At 38.1% G+C, this 22,528-nt stretch carries 17 protein-coding genes; 12 read left to right on the plus strand and 5 right to left on the minus strand.

The window, feature by feature from the left end; genetic code table 11:
- Positions 1-3: 3 nt before the first annotated feature.
- Positions 4-897 carry a LysR family transcriptional regulator gene (locus H5154_RS06060; protein WP_259398458.1) on the minus strand — a complete coding sequence of 298 codons (894 nt, stop codon included), beginning with the start codon at positions 895-897 and terminating at the stop codon, positions 4-6.
- A gap of 112 nt (positions 898-1,009) precedes the next feature.
- Here H5154_RS06060 and H5154_RS06065 point away from each other — a divergent pair, with 112 nt between their 5' ends.
- From H5154_RS06065 to H5154_RS06090, 6 genes are all read left to right on the plus strand, one after another.
- Positions 1,010-1,414, plus strand: coding sequence for a lactoylglutathione lyase (locus H5154_RS06065; protein WP_182717728.1), 405 nt, complete (start codon positions 1,010-1,012; stop codon positions 1,412-1,414).
- A gap of 39 nt (positions 1,415-1,453) precedes the next feature.
- Complete coding sequence (locus H5154_RS06070) at positions 1,454-2,554, plus strand: alkene reductase (protein WP_145238611.1); 1,101 nt, start codon at positions 1,454-1,456, stop codon at positions 2,552-2,554.
- A gap of 31 nt (positions 2,555-2,585) precedes the next feature.
- Positions 2,586-3,125: a YbhB/YbcL family Raf kinase inhibitor-like protein gene (locus H5154_RS06075; RefSeq protein WP_010390480.1), complete on the plus strand. Its 540-nt coding sequence runs from the start codon at positions 2,586-2,588 to the stop codon at positions 3,123-3,125.
- A 19-nt stretch (positions 3,126-3,144) separates the two neighbouring features.
- Positions 3,145-4,077, plus strand: coding sequence for a polysaccharide deacetylase family protein (locus tag H5154_RS06080; RefSeq protein WP_182717729.1), 933 nt, complete (start codon positions 3,145-3,147; stop codon positions 4,075-4,077).
- A 196-nt stretch (positions 4,078-4,273) separates the two neighbouring features.
- Entirely contained in the window at positions 4,274-4,843 is a 570-nt protein-coding gene (locus H5154_RS06085) for a DUF2799 domain-containing protein (RefSeq protein ID WP_182717730.1), read from the plus strand.
- 23 nt (positions 4,844-4,866) lie between these two features.
- Positions 4,867-5,115, plus strand: a complete 249-nt coding sequence (locus H5154_RS06090) for a hypothetical protein (protein ID WP_259398459.1) — start codon at positions 4,867-4,869, stop codon at positions 5,113-5,115.
- 71 nt (positions 5,116-5,186) lie between these two features.
- On the opposite strand, the gene H5154_RS06095 is transcribed toward H5154_RS06090, so the two are convergent.
- The 4 genes from H5154_RS06095 to H5154_RS06110 form a co-directional block, all read right to left on the minus strand.
- Positions 5,187-6,023, minus strand: a complete 837-nt coding sequence (locus tag H5154_RS06095; RefSeq protein WP_145238627.1) for a mechanosensitive ion channel family protein — start codon at positions 6,021-6,023, stop codon at positions 5,187-5,189.
- A gap of 115 nt (positions 6,024-6,138) precedes the next feature.
- Entirely contained in the window at positions 6,139-6,870 is a 732-nt protein-coding gene (locus H5154_RS06100) for a glutaredoxin family protein (RefSeq protein WP_182717731.1), read from the minus strand.
- 114 nt (positions 6,871-6,984) lie between these two features.
- Entirely contained in the window at positions 6,985-8,658 is a 1,674-nt protein-coding gene (locus H5154_RS06105) for a hypothetical protein (RefSeq protein WP_182717732.1), read from the minus strand.
- Between the two features lie 198 nt (positions 8,659-8,856).
- Positions 8,857-9,897 carry an AraC family transcriptional regulator gene (locus tag H5154_RS06110; RefSeq protein ID WP_182717733.1) on the minus strand — a complete coding sequence of 347 codons (1,041 nt, stop codon included), beginning with the start codon at positions 9,895-9,897 and terminating at the stop codon, positions 8,857-8,859.
- A gap of 700 nt (positions 9,898-10,597) precedes the next feature.
- Here H5154_RS06110 and H5154_RS06115 point away from each other — a divergent pair.
- The 6 genes from H5154_RS06115 (at position 10,598) to H5154_RS06140 (ending at position 22,493) form a co-directional block, all read left to right on the plus strand.
- Positions 10,598-11,194: a restriction endonuclease subunit S gene (locus H5154_RS06115; protein ID WP_182717734.1), complete on the plus strand. Its 597-nt coding sequence runs from the start codon at positions 10,598-10,600 to the stop codon at positions 11,192-11,194.
- Complete coding sequence (locus tag H5154_RS06120) at positions 11,194-12,468, plus strand: N-6 DNA methylase (protein WP_182717735.1); 1,275 nt, start codon at positions 11,194-11,196, stop codon at positions 12,466-12,468. The genes H5154_RS06115 and H5154_RS06120 overlap by 1 nt, the downstream gene beginning before the upstream one ends.
- Positions 12,469-12,556: 88 nt before the next feature.
- Positions 12,557-14,194 carry a class I SAM-dependent DNA methyltransferase gene (locus H5154_RS06125; RefSeq protein WP_182717736.1) on the plus strand — a complete coding sequence of 546 codons (1,638 nt, stop codon included), beginning with the start codon at positions 12,557-12,559 and terminating at the stop codon, positions 14,192-14,194.
- A 2-nt stretch (positions 14,195-14,196) separates the two neighbouring features.
- Positions 14,197-15,390 (plus strand): restriction endonuclease subunit S, encoded by a 1,194-nt coding sequence (locus H5154_RS06130; RefSeq protein ID WP_182717737.1) that lies wholly within the window; start codon positions 14,197-14,199, stop codon positions 15,388-15,390.
- Between the two features lie 3 nt (positions 15,391-15,393).
- Positions 15,394-19,308, plus strand: a complete 3,915-nt coding sequence (locus H5154_RS06135) for a triacylglycerol lipase (protein WP_182717738.1) — start codon at positions 15,394-15,396, stop codon at positions 19,306-19,308.
- Entirely contained in the window at positions 19,308-22,493 is a 3,186-nt protein-coding gene (locus H5154_RS06140; protein WP_182717739.1) for a type I restriction endonuclease subunit R, read from the plus strand. The genes H5154_RS06135 and H5154_RS06140 overlap by 1 nt, the downstream gene beginning before the upstream one ends.
- Positions 22,494-22,528: the final 35 nt, after the last annotated feature.

Consider the following 22,528-nt stretch of genomic DNA (forward strand, 5'->3'; position numbering starts at 1 on the left):
TTATTAAATTTGCTGCTGAAAAAAATCCATAAATGCGGCAACTTGTCGTGGCTGAAATTGCCTTGATGGGTAAAGAAACTGTAAGCCAATTTGTTGTTTATCTTTATTACTAAAACCGAGAATATAATCATCAAGTAGCGTCACTAAATTACCCTTAGTCAGATCATCATTAATATCTACCATTGATTTTAGAGCAATACCTGCACCGTTAATTGCCCACTGTCTGATCACTGCACCATCACTGCTACTCATAGCTACAGGTACGCGAATTACCTCGTCTTTAAAATGCCAATCATGCATCGATTGACCAAGTCGCTCCATTACTAAGCAGCGATGGTTTAATAAATCGCTTGGTTGTAAAGGTTGGCCATGTATTTTTAAATATTCAGCTGAAGCACATAACACACGTTTATTGGCTTTGATCATTCGGCTAATCAAATTACTATCGGGTAAGTTTCCAAAGCGAATAGCAATATCAATGCCTTCTTCCACTAAATTGACTAAGCCATCGGTTAAATGCAGGTGTGGTTTTACTTGTGGATTCAGTGCTACAAATTTAGCTATTGCAGGGGCAACAAACTGTTTACCAAAGTCAGAGGGTGCGGTTATTTTGAGGCTACCCGAGAGAGTGCTTTTACTAAGCTGAATACTTTGCTCTGCGGCATCAATTTCAGCAATCACTCTTAAACAGCCTTGAAAAAAGTGCTCTCCAGCCTCGGTTAATTTAATACTTCGAGTATTACGTATTAAGAGTCGGGTTTGATAGTGATTTTCAAGCTGGTTGATACGTGCCGTCATACTCGCAGGCGATAAACCGATTTTTCGCCCTGCTGCAGCAAGCCCACCAGAGCGAACCACATGAACAAAAAGCTGCATATCATCAATCTTTGCCATCATTCTTTACTCTTTATAGTTCAGTATTAATGAATAGTGTTTTTGATATTAACTCAATTATCAAATTTAAGTAAATAGTTAAACTGGTTGTACTTATTATCAACAGAGAAAGTTTATGCGTTTAGATCATGTATTAATTTCTAGTTGTGATTACCAAGCGATGCGACAGTTCTTTATTAATTCAGTTGGGCTAAGTGAAGGGTATCGTCCGCCTTTTCCTTTCGAGGGAGCGTGGTTATACGGCAGCGATAACGTTGCTTTGATTCATCTGGTTAATGCCGCGGGTAATAAAGCGCAACAGGGTTACCTATCAGCATTAAACAGCAAAATCCAAGGCCGAGGAGTGGTAGATCACATTGCCATTCGTAGCATAGGTTATCAAGGATTGAAAAGTCGCTTAGCGCAAACAGGTATAAGTTATTTCGAGCGAACCGTGCCAGAGCTATTAGAGCAGCAAGTATTTATACCTGGACCAGAAGAGATAAAGGTCGAAATGCTATTTAGCAGTGATGAAATTTAAATTAAATCCAGATAAACATTATTTATAAGAGAGTTAGTTATGTCTATAGAATCCTTATTTGAAGCTAAAACACTCGGTGGCATGGTCACGCAAAATAGAATTGTGATGGCACCTATGACCCGTTCGCGAACTGCGCAACCGGGCGATATTCCTACTGAACTGATGGCCACTTATTATGCCCAGCGTGCTACTGCAGGGCTGATTATTTCTGAAGCAACACAAATTTCTGCTCAGGGCAAAGGTTACTCATTTACGCCAGGTATTTACACGCAAGAACAAATCGAAGGTTGGAAGCAAGTAACACAAGCTGTGCACAAAGAAGGCGGTAAAATATTTTTACAACTTTGGCACGTTGGTAGAATGTCGCACTCTTCATTTCATCATGATGGAACGCCAGTTGCCCCATCTGCACTTGCTCCAGATGCACAAGTTTGGGTGGTAGGCGATGATGGAGAAGGACGGATGCTTGACTGCCCAACCCCTCGAGCACTAAGTGTTAAAGAAATTAAAGAAATAGTAAATGATTATAAGCAAGCGGCAATTAACGCGATTGAGGCTGGTTTCGATGGCGTTGAAATACATGGAGGTAACGGGTATTTAATTGATCAGTTTTTAAGACGTTCAGCGAATAAACGCACAGATGAATATGGCGGTAGCCAAGAAAACCGTATTCGTTTTGCCTGTGAAATTATTGGCGCAATTAGTAATGCCATTGGAGCTCATAAAGTGGGTATTAGATTAGCGCCTTTTATCACTCAGCGTGGTATGGGTGATAGTGAAGCAATTGACACTATTTTATTAGCAGCAAAGCAATTTGAGCAAATTGGTATTGCGTATATTCATCTTGCCGAAGCGGACTGGGACGATGCACCCAGTGTAACACCAGAGTTTAGAGCCGCACTTCGTCAGTATTTTAGTGGCGCGATTATTGTTGCCGGTAATTATACCGAGCATTCAGGTGCGCAGCTTATTGAACAAGGTCTTGCCGATTACATTGCATTCGGTCGTCGTTTTATTGCCAACCCAGACTTACCGTATCGTATTCAAGAGCAACTGCCACTAAACACGATTACCGATGGGAGTACATTGTTTGGCGGTACAGCCAAAGGTTATACCGATTACCCAGCGTATCAAAAGTAACTTTTTTTAACTGAAAATATAAGGGCTAAAAATGGTTAATTTTTCAAACTCAGTAGTTACTTTACTGATCAGCGGGCTGTTTAGTAGTGCCAGTTTTGCGGCTGAATTTAGTTTATCGAGCCCTGATTTACAGCCAGGGCAGGCAATAAAGAGTGAGCAATATTGGAATAGCTTTGGTTGTCAGGGGAGTAATGTTAGGCCACAACTTAAATGGCAAAATGCGCCTAAGAAAGCCAAAAGCTTTGCCGTGACAGTGTATGACAATGACGCACCAACTGGCAGTGGTTTTTGGCACTGGGTAGTACATGATATTCCTCTTACTAGTAACTCACTATCTTCAACGACTTTGCCCAAAGGAGCCATTGAAGGTAATACAGATATGGGGAAGCCCGGATACCTTGGGCCATGTCCACCAGAAGGGCGCAAGCATAGCTACACCTATAAAGTGTATGCATTGGATGTAGAAAAATTAGCTGTTCCACAAGGGGCAACAAGTGCACTTACAGGGTTTTTCTTACATCAGCACTCTTTGCAAACAGCCGAGATCACAGTAACGGCAGGACCGCGTTAATTAGCTTAGGAGATAAAAAATGAAGGCTTTACCTTTACTCACTGTTTTAATAGCACTGTGTAGCAGTAGGCTGTTAAGTGCGGCCCCATTATCTGATAAATCAGGCTATTGGCCTGATGATGCACAATTAGTGATTTCTATTTCAATGCAATTTGAGGCAACAGCACAAGATAGCTCTGATGCAGGGCCGTTTCCTCAAATAGAGCAGGGTTATCACGATACGATTTCGCCTACTTGGTATCAGTATGGGATGAATGAAGGGATCCCACGATTACTTGATCTATGGGATAAACATAATATTAAAGTTACTTCTCATATGGTGGGTAGGGCTGTGGAATTAAATCCAGCACTTGCTAAAGAAGTGGTTTCACGAGGGCATGAAGCATCGGGTCACGGCCAAACATGGACACCACAATATTCTATGAGTGTTGAACAAGAGCGCGCTTCATATATTAAAAGTGCAGATATTATCGAAAAAGTGACAGGCATGCGGCCGGTTGGCTTTAATGCATTTTGGATGAGACACTCAAAAAATACACTTACGCTTTTGCAAGAGCTGGGGTTTATTTATCATATTGATGATCTATCGCGTGATGAGCCTTCTTTTACACCAGTAAATAATAAGCCTTTTGTGGTTGTACCTTATACTTTTCGTAATAACGACATTGTGCGCTATTCAGGAAGCACTGCAATGACGGCCCAAGCCTACTTACAAGAGTTAAAAGATGAGTTTGACGTGTTATACGCTGAAGGAAAACACAGAAGACGAATGATGTCGATTAGTGCTCATGACCGTATTGCAGGAACGCCTGCACGAGTAAAAGCGCTTGATGATTTTATCCAGTATGCAAAACAGCATACTGGTGTTAAGTTCATGCGAAAAGATAACATAGCCCGTTGGATAATGAAGCAAAATAATGTACCAACTAATCCGACTCAAACGGTTAGATAAAGAAAATATCTATGAGGCAGCTTTTTAATATTATAAGTGTGCCTCATGTTATTTTTAGTGATGAAGGGATTAAGTTTTGTCGTAAATTTTAAACTTCAACGGAATTAGAATAGCTTGTTACATTTTTATCATTCACTTTAAACGAGTATCTCTTAAAATAGGTACTTGAATAGTCTATGACACTTCAGGAAATAGCATGTTTAGCCGTTGTATGTTTATTTTATTTCTACTATCTATATCAGGATGCTCTTCTTTGTCTCAGGATGAATGTATACAGGCCAATTGGACAAATTTAGGCTTTAGTCATGGTGAGCAAGGGTATACATTTGAACATGGCAGAGAAATCATATCTGCTTGTAGTGAATTTGGCATCACTGCAAAATTAGATGATTATCAAGCTGGTTACAAACAGGGGCTCGCAGCCTTTTGTGAGCCTGAAAATGGCTTTACCCTAGGTTTGCGAGGCGATGCGTATAACGGGATTTGTAATGACACACAGTTTAGAAAAGCATGGCAAGAAGGTAACGAGCGTTATCAATTTGAAGCAAGGAAAGCCGAGATAGATGATCGACTTAATAATATTAATTGGCGGCTGCAATCTATTAGTAATGAATTAGCGAGTGATAAATCGTCAAGTAGCCAAAGTAAAGAGTTACGCCGAGAGCGAGAACAGTTAGAGAGAGAGCGTCGTGATTTAAGAAAAGAAAAAGCACTTCTGCCATTACTCAACAAGCTTCCATCATGGCATTTTGAGTATGAGTTATAACGTGTTCTTTTAAGGTGATTAATATGAAAGTAATGTCAATTTTAATAACATTTCTGATCCTCAGTGGGTGTGCGTCAAAAGAAATGCCAGAGGGTTATGGAGATGAATTATTTGCAGAGCATGAGTGCTTAGGTGGTGAAGTTGAAACAGACTATAGCTACACAATTTTTAGTTCTGACGAAGATGAAAGTAATAAGAGCACGGTTCAATCAACTTGTCAGCCAGTAAAAACTGAAACTGAGTTTGAGCGAGATATTAGATCGGGAGGCTAGCGTTAAAAGCTTAACTCACTTCAGTTTTAATCAAGTGAGTTAAACTATGTCCATATAGTGGCATATTCTTATTATATGTGAGAGTTACTGCTTTGTTGTTTTGCAGCTTCACTGTACCAAAGCTCCATAAAAAAGGCAGTTAGCTTATGCTCTATTCCCAGCGCCTTGTCAGTGGGACAGAATAAAGTGAAGCTGGCTTTAAACTCGCCTAATTCGGTGGTGCTAAAGTGTATTTCAGGCTCAGGGCCAGAAATTTTTGCATCTAATTTTCTTTCGATAATCGAATTATAACGACCAGCCACATCTTGAAACTCTTCACAATATTGCTTCGCTTTCGTGGTTAGAGTTTCGTAAATTGGATACGGATTAAAACTTTCTTTACGCACAATACTAAAGTGATGAGTGGTAAAACGTTTTACAAAGTTTAAGTTTTTAATCGGGTTAGTGATCAGCTTATTATTCGGAATATAAATGGTTTTGCGAGAAAACTGATAGGTGTGCATGTCAATTTCATGCATGGTGGTTTTGATCCAATCGGTTTCAGCAATTTCACCATAGTATTCACCAACCTGTACCCAGTCACCAACCCGAAACGGGCGCGTGGTAACTAAATAGAAAAAGCCAATTATACATTGAATAAACTCTCTGGTCGCAAATACAATAGCCACTGCAAATGCCGCGATCGACAGCGCAAAGTTCTGGATTTCAGTAGACCATACAAATAGCAGTAATAGCACCGTTGCTAGGTTAATAGAGTGCTTAATATTGTGCGAAATATAGCGAATATCTTTTTCTTTTTTTTCTGCTTTATGGCGCGCAAATCTGTCAACCAGCGCCTTAAGAGTAAACGCAATAGTGATCATTGCTAGTGAAATAAGTACCGGATGGAGCAGTAAATCTTTGTTCATAAATTCCTAATTGATGGAGCGTTAATAAAAAATAACACGTGACCATACTAACTAAATTTTGCAGATTTAACCACGGTAGAACAGTAATAAAGGGGCAAAACCGTTATATGTTTTATCAACTAACTAGCATCCAAAGACCCGCTGTTATCATAAATAGATTCTCGGTTAATGAGATAAAACCTAGCGGTACATTGCTGTTGCCACCGACGCACGCGCACTTGAGTTCACGTTTATCTATATATACAGCTTTAAATACTGATACCGCACCAATACCACCAATAAATAACGAGAACGGCGCCACCGCTAAGGCCGGAAGTTTGGCCACCATCCCGATGGCAACATAGGCTTCAATAAAAGGATAAACATAAGCATAAGGCACAACGCGCTTGGCAAGTAAGTCATAGGTAATAAATGAGTTTGAAAAGCTATATAAATCTTGTAGCTTTTGAATTGCTAACACCGCCATCGACAGTGCAATAAACAGCATTAAGTTTTGCATAGACAATAAAGCGTCGCCATTGGCATAGCTAAACCCGCAGCTGAGTAATAGTGTGACTGCAAAAATAGCTAACACTGGCGTGTAAGTTGTGCCTTGTTGACCCGCTTTGGTCAGATTGAAAAAATCGCGCAAATCATCGTACCCACCTATACGTTTATCATCAATAAAGGTTTGTGGCGTGGTTTTTACATTATGCTGCTGTTTGAATTCGTCAGTTTGCTCACGGCTGGTTAAGTGACGATCATCAACATCGTAACCATGTCGCTCTAATAAATCTTTTGATTTTAAACCGAAGGGGCAAATATGCTCATCGGTCACCATGCGATATAAAATTGCAGATTTAGACACAGTGCCTCCTTGTAAAAATGCCTTGAGTACTGCGTAAAAGTTGCTTAATTACACAGTAAACAAGGGCAAATTGTTGCTATAACTGAATAGTTACAAGGTTTATGCCAGCACTGTTTATTGCTTAGTTATGGTTAAAACAGCATCCATCACCGGATCGACACCTGCAAAGTAATCTTTTGCAGAAAGTGTAATTGGCATATCGGGCGCTAACCAAATACGATGATCTTCAGCTCTGCTTTGCTGGTGGAACTGGCTCGAAATAAGTCCTGTTTGTTTACTGTATGGTAGGTTAAACCAGCCTGCTTCACCAGCCACGTTAGGGCGGGTGCCTGATGGTTCACCTACAAAAATCGCTGGCACTATATTGGCAATCTTAACTGCTACATCATGGCCTGCCGAAAACGTATTGCGGCCAATTAATATAAATAACTTTCCTTGTGGCTTTAATACTTTAAAAAATGCGGCAGTTGCCACCATAGGTGGGTTGAGCGAGCCATTACCACCACTGTTATGGCGAAGGTCTAGCACCATATGCTCAATGTCATCGTGTTTGATTTGTGCTTGTAGCTGCATAGCAAATTCAGCAAGTGTGAGATCTTTGCTATTTCGCACATCATTGAATTGTACATACAGTAATTTATTCGTTTTGATTTGTTCGCTCCAAAACGGCGTGTTGTTTTTTGCTAAGTATCTAAGCGTAGGGTGTTCAGTAAGTTTTGGTAACTTAGGAAAACCTGCAAATTGCATTGACTTGAGCGCTGGTGTAACTGTGGTGATAGCCCCTTTTGGTGAGCTGAGCGTGAGTGTTACCTCGTTACCTTTGCTAATGCCAAGCCCGTTTAGTACATCAAGCAAACTTAAATAATATGGGCCCAACCACAGGGTTTGCATTTCATTATCACGAGCATTAACACGTTTAGTTAACTCAAGGGCTTGATCGGCTGGTGTATCGGCAAATGCTGCAACTTTATAGCCAATATATTGCTGGTAATCACTACTTGCTTTGGTGATGTATAAGCCATCACTAAATTGATAAAACTGAAATGGCAATTGCTGAAAGTTGCCTTTTTCACCCCATGCTGGGATCAATAAATTATGACCATTGCCAAGTAGTGCAATTAGCTCCATAAACTGAAAAATAATTTGCTGATCAATCATAATAGGAATCGCTTTATCAATGCTTGCTACTTTTTCAGCAAATTGTTGAGGGCTTATGTTTTGATACATTGCCACGTGTAAACGTTTAATCTCTGCAGCTAAAAACGCTAAATCGGTGCGCCATTTTTGATCTCGATTGAGTTCAGTCTCCAAATTATTACCTGCAAGTGATTTATAACTGGTTGATTGCGCAAAGCGTTCAAAGTGAGGGTTAGTACCAGATTTAAATAAGCTGGTGCCAGCAAGTGTTGGGCGGTCATCCCATCTTGCTGCCAGTGCTTTTTTGAGCCAATACTCGGCTTGCTGTTGGTTATTAAGCTCTGCGTATGCCTCTGCAATTTTCACCATTAAATCGTTAGGATTACTAGCCCCATTAGGAATGCCTTTTAAGCTAGTCCCAATTGCAAGTGCGCGTTGCAAAGCATTGCTGGCATTTTGATAATCGGCCAATTGAAAATAACTGAGACCAAGTAAATACCAAGTATCGCCATCATTTTGATATTCATTAATGAGCTGTTTTGTGAGTTTATTCACCAGAGCCCAGTTTTGTTGTTTAGCAAATTCTATTGCTGCTGTTTTCGATTGAAAGTAAGCGATTGGGTCTGTTGCACCAACGCGATTTGGTTGCACTTTTAAGGCTTGATTCGTTACCTCTAAAGAATGATTCGTTGCTAACGCAGAACCCGAAAAGTTTATTAATAGGCACAATATTAGTAGTAAAAAATAGGACTTGTACATCTGGAGTCTCAAAGCTGTTTTTTGTTTAAATTAGCGTTTGGGCTGTAAAAAAGCGTCCTAAAACAGGATTTAGGACGTTTTTTGTCTGTTTTATGAGCTGTTTTTTAGTGTTTGCTTCTTAAATTGACTCGGCGTTAATCCCGTTTCTTTTTTAAACACCGCATTAAAAGTCGATTTAGAATTAAAGCCAGCTTGAAATGCCAGTTCTATCAGGCTGAGTTTTTGAGGTGAGTCTTGCTCTATTTCGCGTTTAACATCATTCACTCTATGCTGGTTGATGTACTCACAAAAGTTGTTCCCCGTTGTGCTGTTAATAGCCCAAGATATTTCTTTACTACCGAGCCCTGTTTGATCTGCTAAGTCGTTTAGTGACAGCCTAGGTTGTCGATAAAGCGATTCATTAATAATCAAGTTATCAATGGTTGAGAAAATTTGCTGTGCAAGTTGCTCATCAGACGAATCAGCTTCTTCAGCTTCTTCAGGTAATGTGACAGGCTCGAATTGAAAGCTATTCTTGATGGTGTGGAACAACAAAAAGCTAAACATAAGCAGTAACAGTATTTCGTTTAATAAGTACCAGTACATCTTTAAATCGAGCGGCGTGATTGGTTGCACATTCATGCGCAGCAAATCGAATACGACAATAATGGCAAAAATAAATAATGCTTTGAACAACCACTTTAACTTAAGGCTCTCAGCATCTGAGCGCGCATGCATAAGTTGTTTGTGGTAGCCCTTTAAAGTGCCATAAGCAAAGTAGAAGTAGCCAAGTTGACTGAGCGAACCGAGTAAAATGATCGCCTGCGTGTAGTGGGTAGAGGCCAAGGAAATAGCCGCAGGAATTAAGTGAACCGCGTAGTGTGATGTTATAAAGGGCTGCTTACCTGTAATCGACAAGGTAAAAAAGTAAATCATAGGCCCATACAGTAATGTAAATGCCGGTGTGATTAAGTAATCAGAAAGGCCTAACCCTTCTAACAGGTTAAAGGCGCATACACAGCCTTGAAATACAAATAGCAGCACCAAGGAACGACTTTGTTTTTGGCTATTAATTAATAATGCACCAAATAACATTTGGAACAGAAAGATACTCTGTACAAGGTGTACAGGGAATAAAGAGATTGATTGCAAAGTAGTTTACGTTCTTATTCTTTTAACTGAGTTTAACAACTCACCATCACCTTGTAATCATAGGCATAAAAAAACCTTGTGGCAGCACCACAAGGTTTTAATCTTTGCCCGAAGCCCGAAGCTTATCTCATAGTAGTGGGTTACTGTTACATGTAAAGTCTGGAAGTTTTCTGTAAAGCCTTTAATAATAAAGCATCTGTGTGTTTTCCAGAAAAACGGGAAATATTCGATGTTTTTTCAGAAAAATCTTATCCAACGGTAGTATTTTCCAGATTTTTATCACCTCATAAGCCGATGTAAATGAAGTCCTACATACTATATTACTGACCAGATTATATTCTGCAGTTAAGTAAAAAATCTTCATATATTATCTAGAGTAGATCATATAAAAATAACAACTAAGTTCCGTATCTCTATTCCATTTGTATGTTTTCCAGCTGATTTCCGCACCATGCGATAATTTCTATAGAAATTGGCAAGAACAGTTTTCTAAAATAAAGCCGTTAAAATAAATTTTCACCGAAGTTAGTTTCCTTAAATACAAAAATATAGTGTTCTTTTATATTTATAAACACTCAATCAAAATCGTTTTTGGTGTACGACTCAATAAAATTTAAAAAACTACTTGCTTTAGCTAAGTTTGATAGCTAATATCACCTCAACAACCTAATTCGTAGGTTTAAAACGAAAGGAGAGAAACATGAAAACTATCGAGGTGTTATGTAATGAATTAACCACTGGTGCAACAAACGCGCTATTCGAAAAGAATGAAAGTAACGTTGAAGGTGCGTTGCACTTACTAACAGGTAGCTCTGTTAATCTAAATGGTGAAATTATTGAGCAACAGCTTAGTGAAATAATAATAAAGGAAGGAAAGGATATTCAGCGTTTCCTATTAAAAGAAGGGGATGTGGTGCTTCTTGCTAAAGGTAACTCAATAAAGGCCGGTTACGTTACTAAAGCCATTGCCGAACTTAATGTAATTGCTTCTGCTAACTTTATTTTACTTAGACCAAATAACAATGAGTTACTTGGGGAAGTGCTTGTAGCTTACTTTAACTCATCTGTTGGTCAAAGCCAGTTAGATACGATCAGCACAGGTGCAATAATTACAAATATAAGCTTATCAAGTATCAAAAAGTTAGTGATTGAGCTGCCAGGGTTGAATAAACAAAATGAAATTGCAGAACTATTTCATGCTAGCAACCAGGCTTATCAATCAACACTCAATTTGGCAGAACAACAGAAGAAAGTTTCAACGGCTTATATTACTCAATTAATTAAAGGAGCTAAGTAATGGAGCATTTAACAAAACAATTAAGGAGCCTAATTGATAATAGCCGTAGCTCAATGGAGGTGCCACACATATTAGAATTAGTTACTTATGTTGCTTTTATTGCGAAGGAAAACTCTGAGTTATTCGAAGTAATCGTGAATAGCGGTCATGCTAAACAGTTAGATATGCTAATAGAAGCTGGAAAAGCGTTAGAGGAAAATTATCCAACTGAGATATGCTCAGCGCCAGACCAACATCGAATTGACGTGAAGATAATCAACCTTGTCGTCTCTTTCATCGCAGCCATTTCAAACTTTGACACGCTTGCTAAGGCTTTAAGAGAAATGAATGCACAAGTACTTGGAAGGTTTTCAGCAGATTTAGCCAACCTTAATATGGAAAGGATATTTTCTGCGCTAGTTGGTGATTGTAGTGGTAAGTCCTTGTATGACGGAGCATGTGGTTTAGCAAGAGTAGCATCTAGCTTAAATTCAGAGACTCTTTGCTTAGAAGAAAAAAATCGTAGTACTTATATCTCTGCTTACCGATTGCTAGCGCTTGAAAATAAACATTTCAAGTTGGCAAATACAGACTCACTTTTAGAGTCAAATTTTGGATTAGACAAACAATTTGATTTAGTTGTTATGGAGCCGCCAATGGCTCAGAAATTTGGTGCAGATGAACGGCGCATGTTAGTAGGCGCTCCTTTTATCGAAGTACTTAAAGATAAGCCAATATCGGCAGCTGCTGGTGATAGCTTATGGATACAACAAGCCTTAAGTAAATTAAATGAAACGGGTAAAGGTTACATTTTAATACCCCAAGGTTTTTTATTTCGAGGCGGTTACGATGCAAAAGTAAGAGAGCATTTGCTAGAAAACGAATTACTGGAAGCTGTTATTGGCTTGCCCGCTAATGTTCTAAATGGCACAAGCATCCCCCCTGTTATTTTGGTGCTTAATAAAAACAAACCAGCAGGTTCTTCAGTGGTATTTGTGGATGCCAGTGAAATAGGTAAAAGCAACAAAAACAGAATAACTATTTCAGAAGAAGACGCAGTGTTAATAGCTGATTTAGCGGCAGGAAAGCTAGCTGACGACGATCGTTATAAAGCCGTATTTATGCCTGAAATTAGAGAGCAAAATAACGAACTCAATATTTCACGTTACATTGTTAGAAACGTTGAAGTTGAAGAGTTAGATGTTGAGCAAGAACTACAAATACTAAATAACTATCAAGTTGAGTTTGAACAATCTCAAAAAACGTTGAAATTACTACTGGCTAAATATCAATAAGATAGTCGTACTGTTCAGTTTGTATATAAGTAAACTCATATTTGATACATTACCCTACATAAAGGGAATTATAAGAAGGATTATAAAAATGGCAGATTTTAAAAAGATAGAAGAATTAGAAAAACGTTTATGGTCAGCAGCGGACTCATTACGCGCTAACACAGGCTTAACAGCTCAAGAATACTCTCGACCAATACTGGGTTTAATTTTTCTTAAGTATGCAGAGTACCGTTTTACTCTGGCAAAAAGTAAGATAGAAGAACAGTCTAGCTCTCGCCGTCGTGGCAGTGGCGATATAAAGTCAAAAATCCAAGCTGAAGGCGCAATGTATGTGCCAGACGAAGCGCTCTACTCTAACCTACTAGCACTTCCTGAAGGCTCTAATATTGGTGTACAAGTGAATGATGCCATGAAAGCGCTAGAAGCTGACAACGAAGCAATTAAGGATGCCCTACCTAAAACCTATTCTCGCTTTGAAAACGACATGCTCAAGAGTTTACTTAAAAACTTTAATGACATCGATTTCACTCTTAGCTCAGACATATTTGGCCGTATTTACGAGTATTTCCTTAATGAGTTTGCCAAAACTGAAGGCCAAGGCGGTGGTGAATTCTTCACGCCCTCAGCATTAGTAAAGTTAATCACGGAAGTGATTGAACCTTACCACGGTAAGGTATTTGACCCTGCTTGTGGTAGTGGTGGTATGTTTATCAGCTCTGCCGACTTTGTAGCAAAACATAATAAAGATGCCTCTGATGAGTTATCTGTATTTGGGCAAGAAAAAACAGGTGATACTGTTCGTTTATCTAAGTTAAACCTTGCTGTACATGGTTTGCAGGGCGATATCCGTGAAGGTAACTCTTATTATGAAGACCCGTTCGATTTAGCTAAAGGTGATGTAATAGACGGTAAACAGTATGGTCAGTTTGACTATGTGATGGCTAACCCACCGTTTAACGTTAACGAAATCCAAAAAGACCGATTAGAAGGTGATAAACACCGTTTTCCTTATGGCATGCCGCGTAATGACAACGGTAACTATCTGTGGATTCAAATGTTTTACTCAGCACTTAACCAAAAAGGCCGTGCCGGTTTTGTTATGGCAAACTCAGCCAGTGATGCCCGTGGATCAGAGCAAGAGATCCGTCAAAAGTTGATTGAAGAAGATGGCGTTGATGTCATGGTTGCTGTTTCAAGTAACTTTTTTTACACCGTAACTTTACCATGTGCCTTATGGTTTTTAGATAAAAACAAACCTGCGCATAACAAAGACAAAGTGTTATTTATCGACGCGCGCCATATTTTCCGCCAAGTAACCCGTGCTGTGCGTGATTACACCAGTGAGCAACTTAACTTTATTGCCAACATTGTACGTTTATACCGTGGCCAAGCTATTAATAATACTTACCTTGAAACTCACCCTGATGTAGGTAATGACGGTAAGTTTAATTTAGGAAACTTCTTTGCTAATGATAATGGAGAACTGACTTATCAAGATATCGCTGGCTTATGTAAAGTGGCAACTAAAGCCGAAATTATTGAGCAAGGCTATAGCTTAAATCCTGGTCGCTATGTCGGTGTTGCCGAAGGTGAGCAAGAAAGTGACGAAGATTTTACGGTTAGTTTAACAGCACTACAAGAAGAGTTAGAGGTGTTGAATGCTGAAGCGCATGAGTTGGAATCACTTATAGGTGAAAACGTAGTAAATATTTTAGGGAGGCTATAAAAATGGAACTTAAAGAATATGCTATTTCTGATATTGCTTCTCTAAAATATGGAAAAATGCTTGCTAAGACCAAATTTACTGATAAAGGTCATCCAGTCTTTAGTGGTTATAGAGTTACAGGATATACAAGTGAGTATCTTTACGAGAATCCTGAAGTAATAGTCGTTGCGCGTGGCGTAGGCGGTACTGGAGATGTGAAAATATCTCCTCCGAAGTCATGGATCACTAATTTATCGATAGTCCTCTCTGTTGATACGAAATTAGTGGATAAGTTTTATTTCAAAGAGTTACTACATGCTGAAAAATTAAAATCAAAATTAGATTCAGGGGCTTCAATATCTCAAATTACGATCAATTCGTTGGAGTCTTACAAGGTCAAGTTACCAGACTTATCGTTTCAGAAATCCGTTAGAGAAGTTTTGATAAAATACGACAACCTAATCGAAAACAACAACCGCCGAATCGCGATTTTAGAAAACATGGCGCAATCACTGTATCGCGAATGGTTTGTTAACTTCCGCTACGCAAACCACCAAGACAACCTTGATGCAGACGGCAATCCAAAACTCATCGACTCACCACTAGGCCAAATTCCAGAGGGGTGGCAGATTGTTGCACTTGAAGAACTTTGTAATAAGATAACTGATGGGTCACATAAAAGCCCCAAATCTGTTGATGTTGGAGTCCCTATGGCATCGGTTAAAGATATGCATGACTTTGGAATTAATGTATCCAAGTGTCGTCAGATATCATATGAGGATTACGAGGATCTTAAGAGACAAGATTCAGTTGTTAAAGCTAACGATATCTTAGTTGCTAAAGATGGCAGTTATTTAAAACATACCTTCGTTGTAGAAAAAGAACTTGAAATGGCGCTTTTATCTTCAATTGCAATCATACGTCCAAATGAAAAAGTGAAGCCTCACTGGCTTGCTTATTGTCTTAGAAGCCCTTTAGTTAAAGAGCGAATGAAGAACTACGTATCAGGTGCTGCGATCCCTAGGATTATTCTTAAAGATTTCAGAAAATTTAACCTGTTTATACCACCTCAAGAATTGATGGATGAGTGGAATTCTATTGTTGAAGGAATGGTGAAACAATGTTGGAACTTGGTCTCAAGAAATGAAAACCTTAAACAACAGCGAGATATGCTGTTACCTAAATTAATATCAGGTCAAATTGAATTAAAGGATTAGTTAATGAGTAAATTTATAGTTTTTGTTCATGGATTAGGTGGAGAAATAGATAAAACGTGGGGAAATTTCCCACAGTTTATTATAGATGATCCTGATATAGAACATACTGTCATAGAGTACGGATACACTTCACCACATTTGATAGCACAATTCTTAACATCAGGACCTACGATTTTAAACATTGCGAATGGCTTGCTTACAGATCTTGAAGCGCGCTGTGATCTTGCCAATGATGAGATCATTCTAGTAGGTCACAGTATGGGGGGCTTGGTTATAAAACGGCTTCTTGTGAGGCTTAGCCAATTAGAAACTAAGCACAACATCAAAAAAGTATGCTTTTTTGATGTTCCACATGGAGGCTCTGGATTAGCAAATATTGGTCAATTCATTGCTTTTCGTAATCGGCACTTAAAATCCCTTACAAACAACTCAAGTGATATAGATGCATTAGATGAAGCTTGGACTGATAAAAAATTAAGCGACCAGCTAAATATCCTAAGTATTATTGATGCAAATGAAACCGTTGTATCGTCGGTGAGTTCAAAAAGTTTATTTAGATATCACCCTATAAAAACAATAAATAGAGTAAATCATAGCTCTATAGTCAAACCAAATTCGGAAAGCGATACAGTTGTTTTACTGTTGAAGATGTTTATAAAAAGCTCGCCATCCGTTGGTAATTTCAACTTAGATGGTGCTAAACCTATTAAAGAATGGCTTAAATACGATGAACGTAAGCATGAACTCGCTTACGAAGAGGATGATGCGAGAAAAAATGCATTAAAAGGGCTGTCAGAAGCACTAAACTCCAATAGCTCTTCTATCAGACTTACAGGCCTTTCTGGTCTTGGTAAGTCTCGATTGTTGATTGAATATAAAAGTAGAAATAATTTAAAGGACAGTGACTTTATTATTTTTAGTGGTTCAGAGAATGAGTACACGGTTAAAGAATCGATAAAGACAGCTGCAGAAAATGGAGCGCTTGGGTTTGTAATCATAGACAATTGTAATGTTGAGTTACATAACTATGCAACCAATGCTATTGAGGTTAATGATTCTCCTCTTAAACTTATTACAACTTATTTTTATCACGAAGAGGAAAAAAAACTAACAAATAGCATCCGCATTAAGCTAGAAAAGTTAGAATCGGCGCAAATTTCCAACATTATAGATTCTCGCCTTCCTGAACTTGACCAATCATCGAAACAACAGCTAGAGAAATTTATTGAGGGATTCCCTCTTTTAGCGCAAATGACTATTAAAGAGCTTCAGCAAGAGGGTCGTATTACTACAAGTTTTAGTGAATCAGACCTTGTAGAAAAGTTAATAAATGGTGATGGAAGTCTTAGTGACAAAGCTAGAGAGTTACTTAAAGTCTTTTCGCTTTTCGATTATTTTAGATTTCAAAAAGGAATTAGGGAGGATGTCAATGAAGATGCGGAGTTTTTAAATAGTATCGCGGGTACAGACCAAATAACGTTTGAAAATACTATCATGATTTTTAAGGAAAAAGAGCTAATTAACTGTACAGGAAGCCTAGCTCGTATAGTCCCTAAACCATTAGCCTTGAACTTGGCAATGGAGTGGTGGAACACTAGTACATTTGATAGACAAAGTGAAATTGTTTCTAAGCTTCCGGCTAGATTACAAGAGAGTTTTTGCAATCAAATAAAGTACTTGGATTCATCAATTAATGTGCAGTCATTTGTTGAGAATTTTTGTGCTGCTAACCACCCTTTTGGCCAAGCGGAATTGTTGCTATCTAAGCAGGGTTCAAGACTTTTTCGCGCTTTGGTTGAGGTGAGCCCTACTGTTACAAATAATCAGTTATACAGAGTGATTTCGCAGCTAACTGATGAAGAAATACAAAAAATAGCTGGAGAAGTTAGACGAAACCTTGTTTGGGCATTGGAAATGCTGGCGTTTCATAAATCTTGTTTTGAAAAAGCATCTTGGTGCTTATTTAAACTGGCTCAATTTGAAAATGAAAGCTTTAGTAATAATGCTCTAGGACAGTTTTCGCAGCTATTTCGTTGGCAATTATCGGGAACAGAGGCTGACTTTAGTGAAAGACTTGCTATTTTAGAGAGAGCTTTAACATTAAATATTGAAAGCGCAGACGTAGTGATTATTGAAGCGGTTAAAACTGCAATTAATACACATGGTGGTACAAGAACCATTGGCGCAGAGTTTCAAGGTACTAAAGCTGAGCTTACAGAGTGGAGTCCGAAAAAGTATCAAGAAATTTATGACTACTGGCAGTCTTTATTAAATATATTACTTGAGATTATTAAACGTGACCGTTTAGTTGCAGAAGTTAAGGAAGCTTTTGGTAATCAAATTAGAGGGTTAATGAGGTATGAAATACCAGAACAACTGAACTCTTTGATAAAAGAAATAATAATGCTTACTGGAAAATATTGGCCTGCTGCTTCTCAATCAATAGTCCATGCTTTGCAGTATGATTCTGAAGGAATGGGACAAGAGCAGAGAGACCTTTTGAGGTCTTGGGAAAAACTATTGTCTCCTACGGAGGATAGTATAGAAGAAAAGCTAAAATTAATTGTACTCAACCCATCGAGAGAACATGTTATAGACAATGATGGTCATTATATTGATATAGCTGCTGAAAACGCAAAAAAATTATCCTTAGAGCTAAAAAACAGTCATTCTGAACTCGTCAAATATTTTGAATTATTAATGACTTTTCCTGAGCAAAAACAAAGCTGGGTTTTTGCAAAGTATCTGGTGTTAGAGTCAGATTCTTATGGTTTGTTATTGAATGAACTGTTTGACTATTTTCGTACAAACATGAATGTAAGCACGCAGTTTTTTGCCGGTTTTTTAAGTGGGCTTTACGTTAAAAATTCAAATGAATGGCTTCAAGTAATAGGGTTAATAGAGGCTGATGAACATTTAATCCAATATTACCCTAGCTCTCTTTGTACAGGAAAAATCGAAAGTTCTCACTTAAATACATTGATAGGATTAATTAAAAACAATCAGTTACCTAGCCATTCGGCATCAATACTTGCGCATGGAAGTGTTACAGAGCATCTAAAAGAGCATGAAATAGCCCAATTTTGTATGACACTAAGTGAAATTGATCCAACAGGTGCTTGGGTCGCACTTGATAATATCAATATGTATACACACGGTCGTAGTGATATTGATTTTAAAAAATTAACCCCAGCTCTAATTCATTTAGTACTCAACGTGTCTTTTAAACAAGAAGACAAGACTCGCCATTTTGATAGTTTCTATTGGTTAAATTCAGTTAAAAAACTATTAAAGTCTGAAAATGAAGAGTTTGCATTACAACTATGTTTGCATCTAGTTGAGCAAGTTGGCAATCATGATATCGACTATTCTGATTTATGGGATTACTTAGGTGAAGGTTTTTATAAAGCCTTTAAATTACATGGTAATTATATTTGGCCTAAGATAGCGGACAAGTTTATTGATGGTAGCGCGATAAAACAGTACCGTTTAGTCGATTTACTAGGCAGTGGTAAATCTTATAAAAAAAGAGATAAGAGTATTTTTGATATCTTGGAGCCTGAGGTTATTATTGATTGGTGCCAAAATGAATCTGCACTTATTGTCGTAGGGCGTGCAATTTCAATGTTTACCTCAAATAATGATAAGCGTGTTATAAATCCATTGATTGTTCAATTGTTATCTGAATACTCTGATAACAAGGCCTTCCTTAGTGAGATATCAGCTAATTTTTTAAGTAGATCATGGGTCGGCTCATTAGTTCCTTACCTTAAAGCCGATAAAGAGGTAATTCAACCCTTGATGTACCATGAAAGCATTAAGGTAAAAAACTGGGCATCTGATTTTGTAGAGCATATTGACCATCAAATTGAATATGAAACAAAAAAAGAATTAGAAAGGAAAATAAGGGAGTTTTAATGACATACACGGAAGATGCTTTAGTAGAGCAACCTGCGATTCAATTATTCTCAGATTTAGGCTGGGAAACCGCAATTTGTTGGGATGAAGTTTTTGGTTCATTAGATAATGAATCTCTGACTAATAACCCTATGTTTTTTGGCAGGGAAACCCGCAATGATGTTGTGCTATTCGCAAGGTTACGAACTGCGTTACTAAAGCTAAATCCGGATATTAATAAACTTATTATTCAAGAAGCTATTGACGAAATAGCGCGCGATAGAAGTGCGATGACCGCAATATCTGCTAATGAAGAAGTCTATGAGCTATTAACCAGTGGCTATGTTTATACAACAAATGCTGAAGATGAAGATGATTGCGTTGTTCAATATATAGATTGGTCGGATGCTACTAACAATGACTTCTTGCTTTGTAGCCAGATGAGCATAACGGGTGAAATTGAAACCCGTCGTCCAGATTTGATCGGCTTTATTAATGGCTTACCAAGTGTTTTTATTGAACTAAAAGCAAGTCATAAAAACTTACTTAGCGCTTATAAAAACAATTTAGCTGATTACAAAAATACTATTCCAAAATTGTTTACCTATAACCAGATTATTATTCTTTCTAATGGTGTGCAATCAAAGGTTGGCTCTATATCTAGCCAGTGGGAGCACTTTGCTGAATGGAAGAAAGTAGAGAATGAAAAAGAAGAGCGCCGAGTTAGTTTAGAAGTTGTTATACGTGGGGTGTGTGAGCAAAACCGACTCTTAGATATTATTGAAAACTACACTTTGTATATTAAGACAAAGCAAACGATTAAAATCATTGCTAAGTATCATCAATACTTAGGTGTTAATCAGGCATTGTGTGGTCTTAATAACGTGAAAGAGCGTGATGGTCAGCTGGGTGTTTTTTGGCATACCCAAGGTAGCGGTAAAAGCTTTTCAATGGTTTTCTTCTGTAAAAAGGCATTTCGTAAATATACCGGTAATTGGACGTTTGTATTAGTCACCGACAGAACTGATTTAGACGACCAAATATATAAAACTTTTAACTCTGCAGGCATTGTTACCGAAAACTGCCAAGCAGATTCAGGTGTTCAATTAAAAGCGTTGCTTGGTGAGGATCACCGCTTTGTATTTACTTTAATCCAAAAGTTTAAAGGTGACGAAAAAGGAAACTATCCGGTTTTATCTGAACGTGACGATATTATTGTTATCACTGATGAGGCCCACAGAAGTCAATACGACTCTTTAGCAATGAATATGCGTAATGCTATGCCTAATGCTTCGTTTATGGCATTTACAGGCACTCCGTTGCTTGCAGGAGAGGCTAAAACACAAGAAGTGTTTGGTGATTACATTAGTATCTATAACTTTGCTGATGCCGTTGATGATGGCGCAACACTTCCTTTATATTACGAAAACCGTGTACCTGAAGTTTCAGTGTCGAGCGATACTATTGGAGATGATATTGCTGACATACTTGATCAAGCAGACCTTACTGAAGAACAAGAAGCGCGTTTAGAGTCTGAATTCTCTAAGGCTTATCACATCATTACTAGAGAAGATCGGCTAGAGACTATTGCTGCTGATTTGGTTGAGCACTATATCAATCGTGACCCTTTCAGTAATGGGATGCTAGGCAAAGCAATGGTGGTATCTATTGATAAAGCCACTACTATTAAGATGTATGACAAAGTTCAACTAGCGTGGAAAACAAAGCTCAGTAGCTTAAAAGCAAAAGCCAAACATACTTCGGGAAGCCGCTTAAACAAACTGCAATTTCAAATTCAGCATATGGAAAGTGCTGATATGGCGGTTGTTGTGTCGGGTGGGCAAAATGATGACGAGCGACTTGCTAAAAAAGGGCTTGATTATAAACCACACAGAGAGCGTTTCTTAAAAGAAAAAATAGACGAAAAGTTTAAAGACCCTGGAGATAATTTAAGAATCGTATTTGTATGCGCGATGTGGTTAACAGGCTTTGATGCCCCATCTGTTTCAACTCTTTACTTAGATAAGCCGCTTAAAAGCCATACTTTGATGCAAACCATTGCACGTGCTAATCGTGTGTATGAGGGAAAGGCTGCGGGACAGATTGTAGACTACATTAATATATTTAATGCCCTACAACAGGCATTAGGGCTATATGGGGGTGGCGTTACTGAAGGCGGCGCACCTTATAAAGTTGATAGCCCTGCAAAAGATAAATCTGAACTAGTCGCTGCATTAGGTATAGCTATCAATGAGCTTCTTGTCTTCTTAGGTAGTGTTGATATTGACTTAACCCAAATTGTATCGGCCTCTGCTGATGGTTTTGCCAAATTATCATTGTTAGATAACGCTAGCGAAATACTGCTTGAACCGAAAAATAAAGAAGAATTTACGTCTTTTATAAGGCAAATTAACCGTATTTTTAAGGCCATTATGCCTGACGATAGCGCTAATCAATATGTACCTTATCGTATCGCTATTAATATAATTTATTCTCAAATGCGTTTGAAATCTGGTTTATCAATTGATGATGAAGATGTATTGGATGTTGTGCGTAACCAAGTTAATGACTTATTAGATGAATCAATTTCCACTATCAGAATACAAAGCAACCTGCCAGATCCTATAAACATTGCAAATATAGACTTTGATGCTTTAGCTACAATGGCTTCATCGATTGAGAAACCAAAACAATCAGATGCTGAGAAACTTAAAAACCTAATTGAGCGGAAATTGCAGCCAATGGTGCTTAAAAACAAAACGCGCCAAGATTTACAGCAAAAGTTTTTAGATTTAATTGAAGAATATAATTTAGGTGCATATACCGCAGAAGAATTTTTTAATCGCCTGAAAGGGTTTATTAATGAGTTAGAGCATGAAGAAAAGCGTACCGTTCGTGAAGGCTTAGCTGAAGAAGAGCTAGCAGTGTACGACTTGATGATTCAAGACGCACCACTAACAGAGCAAGAACGTAATCAAGTTAAAGAAATAGCTAAAGAATTAACAGGAAAAATGCAGGAAATACTGGTTATTGATTGGCGTAAGAAGCAGCGAACTAAAGCTAGAGTTAAAAATATGATTGAGGAGGTATTAGATAACTTACCTGAATCATACGATGACAATTTATGGCCAAAAACCTGTAGCGAGGTTTATATGCATATTTTTGAAAAATACCCTGGTCAAGGCCAAAGTGTTTATTCTCATTAAGATAGGGATCTATTAAATATACGTCAGCCGTATAT

It is taken from the genome of Pseudoalteromonas sp. SR44-5 (assembly GCF_014163675.1).
In the GTDB taxonomy this organism is placed as follows: Bacteria; Pseudomonadota; Gammaproteobacteria; order Enterobacterales; family Alteromonadaceae; genus Pseudoalteromonas; species Pseudoalteromonas rhizosphaerae.

Bases quoted from the DNA above. Each gene is read 5' to 3' on its own strand.
- H5154_RS06090 (WP_259398459.1), top strand. From the start codon at position 4,867: ATGAAAGTAATGTCAATTTTAATAACATTTCTGATCCTCAGTGGGTGT.
- H5154_RS06115 (WP_182717734.1), top strand. From the start codon at position 10,598: ATGAAAACTATCGAGGTGTTATGTAATGAATTAACCACTGGTGCAACA.
- H5154_RS06095 (WP_145238627.1), bottom strand. From the start codon at position 6,023: ATGAACAAAGATTTACTGCTCCATCCGGTACTTATTTCACTAGCAATG.
- H5154_RS06130 (WP_182717737.1), top strand. From the start codon at position 14,197: ATGGAACTTAAAGAATATGCTATTTCTGATATTGCTTCTCTAAAATAT.
- H5154_RS06140 (WP_182717739.1), top strand. From the start codon at position 19,308: ATGACATACACGGAAGATGCTTTAGTAGAGCAACCTGCGATTCAATTA.
- H5154_RS06085 (WP_182717730.1), top strand. From the start codon at position 4,274: ATGTTTAGCCGTTGTATGTTTATTTTATTTCTACTATCTATATCAGGA.
- H5154_RS06070 (WP_145238611.1), top strand. From the start codon at position 1,454: ATGTCTATAGAATCCTTATTTGAAGCTAAAACACTCGGTGGCATGGTC.
- H5154_RS06060 (WP_259398458.1), bottom strand. From the start codon at position 897: ATGATGGCAAAGATTGATGATATGCAGCTTTTTGTTCATGTGGTTCGC.
- H5154_RS06125 (WP_182717736.1), top strand. From the start codon at position 12,557: ATGGCAGATTTTAAAAAGATAGAAGAATTAGAAAAACGTTTATGGTCA.
- H5154_RS06120 (WP_182717735.1), top strand. From the start codon at position 11,194: ATGGAGCATTTAACAAAACAATTAAGGAGCCTAATTGATAATAGCCGT.
- H5154_RS06080 (WP_182717729.1), top strand. From the start codon at position 3,145: ATGAAGGCTTTACCTTTACTCACTGTTTTAATAGCACTGTGTAGCAGT.
- H5154_RS06065 (WP_182717728.1), top strand. From the start codon at position 1,010: ATGCGTTTAGATCATGTATTAATTTCTAGTTGTGATTACCAAGCGATG.
- H5154_RS06075 (WP_010390480.1), top strand. From the start codon at position 2,586: ATGGTTAATTTTTCAAACTCAGTAGTTACTTTACTGATCAGCGGGCTG.
- H5154_RS06135 (WP_182717738.1), top strand. From the start codon at position 15,394: ATGAGTAAATTTATAGTTTTTGTTCATGGATTAGGTGGAGAAATAGAT.